Origin of the sequence: Microbacterium sp. B19, from assembly GCF_000333395.1 — a bacterium.
Taxonomy (GTDB): Bacteria; Actinomycetota; Actinomycetes; order Actinomycetales; family Microbacteriaceae; genus Microbacterium.
In genome coordinates, this window is record NZ_BADA01000146.1 from 1 (window position 1) to 5,840 (window position 5,840).

At 72.1% G+C, this 5,840-nt stretch carries 4 protein-coding genes; all 4 read left to right on the forward strand.

The window, feature by feature from the left end; genetic code table 11:
- Nucleotides 1-92: 92 nt before the first annotated feature.
- Entirely contained in the window at nucleotides 93-2,096 is a 2,004-nt protein-coding gene (locus tag I5G_RS05680; protein ID WP_022878202.1) for a glycosyltransferase family 39 protein, read from the forward strand.
- Nucleotides 2,097-2,154: 58 nt separating this feature from the next.
- A complete protein-coding gene (locus I5G_RS05685; protein ID WP_022878203.1) occupies nucleotides 2,155-3,630 on the forward strand; it encodes a DUF3375 domain-containing protein in 1,476 nt (491 codons plus the stop codon).
- On the forward strand, nucleotides 3,623-4,351 hold the full coding sequence (locus tag I5G_RS20855; RefSeq protein WP_022878204.1) for a DUF4194 domain-containing protein: 729 nt from the start codon (nucleotides 3,623-3,625) through the stop codon (nucleotides 4,349-4,351). The genes I5G_RS05685 and I5G_RS20855 overlap by 8 nt, the downstream gene beginning before the upstream one ends.
- Nucleotides 4,348-5,840, forward strand: a 1,493-nt coding sequence (locus tag I5G_RS05695) for an ATP-binding protein (RefSeq protein ID WP_022878205.1), incomplete at its 3' end; no start/stop codon positions are given. The genes I5G_RS20855 and I5G_RS05695, both read left to right, overlap by 4 nt.

Consider the following 5,840-nt stretch of genomic DNA (forward strand, 5'->3'; position numbering starts at 1 on the left):
TCCGTGTGCCGTCCCGTTCCGCGTTCGGCTCCACAGCACGTTCATAGTCGTCACCTACGACTTACTTGACCGGCGCTTCCATCCTGAGCGGCGTGACTTCACCCGTCCCTCTCGCGCGCTGGTGGCGCGAACCCTGGTGGGCGCGGCTCACCCTCCTCGGCATCGTCGTCGCCGCCACGGTCCTCATGACCTGGAACCTGTCGAAAGGTGGCGACTTCTCGTTCTACGAGGCCGCGGCCCGTTCCATGTCGGAGTCGTGGCACGCGATGCTCTTCGGCGCCTTCGACCCCGCGTCCACCATCACACTGGACAAACTCTCCGGGTTCGCGGTGCCTCAGGCTCTCGCCATCGACCTGTTCGGGATGTCGACGTCGTCGGTCGCACTGCCGCAGGTGGTCGAGGGCATCGTCACGATCCTCGCGTGCGCGGTCGTGGGACTGCGCTGGGGTGGGCGCGGGATGGGCCTGGTCGCCGCCGCGGCGGCGGCCTCGACGCCGATCTTCGTGTCGATGTTCGGGCACCCGATGGAGGACGGCCTGCTCACGATGGCCCTCGCCGTCGCGCTGGTGTGGTGGCAGCGGGCGACCCTGACCGGCCGGTGGTGGCCCCTGCTCGTGGCGGGACTGTTCATCGGGGTGGGCTTCCAGGCGAAGATGATGTCGGCCTGGTTCGTGCTCCCGGGGCTCGTGGTCGCGACGGCACTCGCGACGGTCGGGGCCCGTCGCGCCTGGGGTCGCGCGACGGTGTTGATCGCGTCGGCAGTCACGGCCTCAGTGGCATGGATGGCCGTGGTGAGCCTGGTCCCCCCGACCGCTCGCCCCTTCGTCGACGGATCCACGAACGACGACGTCTTCGCGATGGTGTTCGGCTACAACGGTCTCGACCGGCTGATTCCGGATGCCGTCGCGGGTGCCGTCGGCTCCCATCCCTCCGGCGAGGGCCTTCAGGGCCTCATGAACGCCGTCATCGCAGCGGCACACGGCTCCGCTCACGCGGCGGCAGCCCACGCCACTGCCGCCGCGCTGGAGAGCTATTCGCCGACGAAGCTCATCGAGATGCCCCTGGTGACGCAGATCGGGTGGCTCTACCCCGCGGCGCTCGCCGCGATCGCGTTCGGGATCATCCGGTGGTGGCCACGGCGGGCCGGGGCCGCAGACCCGGTGATCGGACCCGATCGCGCCCACCGGGCTCTGTTCATCGCCCTCGTCCTCTGGACCGCGACGTCGGCGACCGTGCTCAGCGCGGCGCGCGTCCCTCACACCGCGTACGTCGCCGCGCTGGGGGTCCCGCTGGCCCTGCTCACCGCGTTCGCCTGGGGGGAGGCCGTCCGGTGGCGGTCGGCTCCTCGGCTGGGCGCGCGCCTCGCGGCCCCTGTGCTGCTCGCCGCGCAAGGCGGGTGGTGGACGTACCTCTCCATCCAGGGGCGGATGCCGTTGATTCTCGTCACGGCGGCCGTGATCGTCTGGGCCGCGGGTCTGACGCTCACGCTTGCGGCTCTCGCGCGCCCGCAGCGCACGTCCGAGCGGGCGCCCGGGCGCCGGGTGTTCCCGGCGATGCTCGCTCTGGCGATGCTGTGCGGCCCGATCGCGTTCAGCTCACAGGTCGTCGATGCGGCCCGTGACGGAGACGGTGGCGATGCCTACGTCGGCGTCCGCACCAGCTCTCCCCAAGCCGACGAGGTCTTCCACGCTTCCCCGCCGACGCCGTGGGGCGGAACCCCCGGACTCAACGCCGCGATGAGCCAGCTCGTCGCGCAAGCGCGCAAGGACGGCGGTGGAACAGACGGCGGGCCCCTGTTCGTGAGCGACTCCTGGGCGGTGTCGGGACAGGTCATCGCGGCGACAGGTCAGAGCGTGCTGACCGACGGCGGCTATTCGGGCGACGCGGTGGTGTTCCGGGAGAGGGACCTCCGCGACATGATCGCCCAGGGCCACCACCTCTTCGTCGTCACCTCTCCTCCGAGGTCTCCCGATCCCGTGCGGGCGTTGGTGAAGGACGATCACTGCCGGAGCGAGGGCACGTGGGACCTCACCGCACCGAAGGAGGGCGGAGAGATGGACGGCGTGACGGGCGTCACGCTCTACTCCTGCAGCTGACGTCGACCGGCGCACCGGCGAATCGGGGCCGCCCCGCCCCGCCGGTAGACTCGAGCCAGTGACCACCACCCGCGCCGAAGCCGCTTACCTGCGCTCGGTCACGGCGTTCAAGAACCCGATGCTCGATCTGCTGCACGGGCGGTTCGCACCGTTCGTCGTGGCCGTGCTGTCAAACGTGTTCTCGCCCGACCGTCCCGCGGTCGCGGTCGCCGACGCGCACGTCGAGGTCGCCGAGGCGATGGACGAACTGCGCGCCGCGGGGTACGACACCGAGGACGACCGACGCATCCCCGCCGGGTCCGCGCGCGACATCTGCCGCGGCTGGGTGCGCGTGGGCTGGCTGAGCCTCCAGATCGAGGACGACGTCGAGGTGTACCGCCTCTCCGCCCACGCCGTCGGAGCGCTCGAGATCGCGGGGCGGGCGGGCGGCGGGCGCGCACGCGTGTCACGGTCCCGGGTGCGGACGCTGCTCGACGCCGTCGAGCGGCTCGCGCGCGACGCCGAGACCGATCCCGAGCGGCGCCGCGAGGCCCTGCTCGCCGAGCGGGCGGCCCTGGATGCCGAGATCGCGGCGCTCGACGAGGGCGTCATCGAGCCGCCCGACGACGAGCACCTCCTCGAGGAGGCGGAGAACGTCATCCACCTCGCGCGCGAGCTCCCGGCGGACTTCTCCCGAGTCGCCGAGTCGATCACCGCGATGCAGCGCGACGTCGTCGCCGAGCTGCGCCGCGACGCGCGCCCGACCGGCGACGTGCTGCGCGAGTACCTCGAGCGCGGCCGGCACGTCATGCAGGCAACGCCCGAGGGCCGGGCATTCCAGGGCGCGCTGCGCCTGATCGGCGACCCCGAGCACATCGACGACCTCACCGAACAGCTGCACGCCGTACTCACCCAGCCGTTCGCGCGGCTCATGACCCCCGAGCAGCGGGGAGAACTGGATGCCATCGCCCGCCGCGTCGAGGCGGGCGTGCTGGAGGTGCTCACGGCCCAGCGCCGCGCATCGCACGTCATCACCGTGCAGGTGAAGACGCACGACCCGATCCGCGACCGCCAGGTCGACGACCTGCTCCGCTCGGTCATGGCAGGGTTGCACCGGTGGAGCCAGACCAAGGCCCCGGGCCGCGTCGAGCCGGTGCGCACCCTGCCGCTCGCCGACGTCGGCCATCTGCGTCGGTCGCTGAGCGACGTCCGTCCACCCGGTGCTCCCGAACCGCTGTCGACCGACGAGGCCGACGTCGAGTTCGTCGACGCGGACACCCGCGCGTGGGGCGGTCCGCACTACGCCGAGCTGGAACGCTACGTCGAGACGCTCGGTGAGCGCTTCGACCTCGCCGAGGCCTTCGCCGGAGCGGAGGAGTACACCCGCCGCCCCGTCGATCTGGTCGGCCTCCTCGAGATCGCTCACCGTCGTGGACTCGCCGAGGGCGACGAGGTCTCCGTGGTCGAGGCGGTCCGCCCCGACGGCACGACCCGCCGCTTCGCTTTCACGGCGGTCACCGCCGTCCGCCCGACAGAAACGGATGCCGATGACTGACGTCGACACGTCCGCCCACGCCCCCACCTCCGACGACACGCCCGCCTTCATCGCCCCCGTCGCGATGGAGAACGACCCCGACGCGCTGTTCGCCGGGGACCGCGGCATCCTGGATGCCGATGTGCGACGCGTCCTCGTGCGGATCCTGCAGCGCCGGTTCCTGCTCGCCGAGAACTCCCCCGCCGAGTGGAAGCTGCTGCTGGAGCACCAGCAGATGATCGAGTCGCGCCCTCACGACCTGTTCGTGCGACTCGTCGTCGACCACGATCGCTGCGTCGCGTACAAGGAGCAGGTCCGCAGCGACGAGGTCGACGTGCCGATCCTCCTCAAGGACGAGGCGTATTCGCGTGCCGAGACGCTCGTGCTCGTGTACCTGCGCACGGTGTTCCAGCGCGAGACGACCGCGGGTGCGCCGTCGGCCCGCGTCGACGTCGAAGAGGTCGAGCAGACCGTCCTCACGTACTTCGCCGAGTCCGACGGCACGCGCGCGAGCCAGCAGCGCGCCGTGCGCACCGCGATCGCGCGCCTCGACCGTGAGGGGATCATCGAGGAGGAATCCGAGGGGCGCTACCGCATCGGCCCTCTCATCGAGATCGTGCTCAGCGCCGAGGTGCTGCGCGAGCTGCAGCGGTGGTTGGACGAGCAGACACCGGATGCCGAGCCCACCCCGTCCGATGACGCCGGGAACGTGGCATCCCTTCGCGAGGAGCAGAACGCATGACGATGCTCGAGACCCTGTTCGGCCTGATCCCCGCCGCGTCGCGCGGTCAGCAGTGGGTCGCCGAGGAACTGCAGCTCATCAACTGGGGCGGCTACGACGGAGAGCACCGCGTGCGCTTCGCCCCCACCGCGACGCTCCTGTGCGGTGGATCCGGTTCCGGGAAGTCGACGCTCATGGACGCGTACGTCGCGCTCATGATGCCGCACACGACGCCGTTCAACGGCGCCTCCAACGGCGCGGTGGTCGGCCGCCCGCGCGGGCAGGAGCAGCGCAACATCCTGTCGTACGGCCGCGGCAAGCTCGACGAGTCGCGCACGGACGAGGGCACGAAGGTACGGGTGCTGCGCGGCGACGGCACCGACACGTGGACGGCGATCGCGATGACGTGGGTCGACCACGACGGCGCCCGCTTCACCGCCGTGCGCGCCTGGTACATCCCCGCGGCGGCGCGCGTGCTCGACGACGCCGTGAAGGTGCGCGGCACGATCCACGGCGCCTTCGACCTGCGCACGCTCGAGCGGGCGGCCTCCCAGCACCTGTCCGACTCCGCGGTCCGCGCGACCGGTCTCGACACCCTCGCCACCGACCGCGAGTTCTCCGCGCGCCTGCACGCCGTGCTCGGCATCGGCGCCGCGGGTGCCGGAACGAAGGCCATGAGCCTGCTCGCCCGCATCCAGGCCGGACAGCAGATCACGACCGTCGACGACCTCTACAAACGCATGGTGCTCGAGGAGCCCGAGACGCTCGCGACCGCCGAGGCCGTGGTCGCGCACTTCGACGGCCTCGAATCGACGCGCACCCGCATGCTCGAGGCGCGCCAGCAGGTGCGGGCGCTGCAGCCGATCCGCACCATCACGACCCGCATCGACGACGCCGCCGAACGCGTGCGCATCATCGAAGCGCTCGGGCGCTTCGGCGATCCGGCGTCGCGCGCGTCGCTCTGGCGCGCGCAGCGCCGCATCGACCTGCTCGGCGCCGTCGAGGACGAGCTGCGCGACCGCACCCACGCCACCGACGCCCTGGTGCGCGAACGCCAGGCGCTCGCCGACGCCGCCGAGGCGGAGCGCGACGGCCTCGTCGACGTCCTGCGCGCCGCGGGCGGCGATCGACTCGACGCCGCCCAGCGCGAGCTGCGGGGGCTGGAACGCCGCCGGGCCGGGATGCAGCGCGACCGCGACCGCTTCGACGCCGCGCTCGCGACGCTCGGCACCGAGGTCGCCGACGCGAAGGGCTTCGCGGCGCTCGTCGACGAGGCGCGCCGGAGCCTCGGCGACACGGATGCCAAGTCCGCCGTGCGCGACGCGTTCGTCGCCGCCAGCAGCCGGCATACGGCTCTGCGCCAGCAGCTCGCAGCGTTGGAAGCCGAGCACCGCCGCACGCAGACCCGCGACGACAACATTCCCCCGCGCCTGCACGAGGCGCGCGAGGCACTGGCGGAGGCGGCGGGTCTCACCGGGGCCGAGCTGCCGTTCGTCGCGGAGCTCGGGGA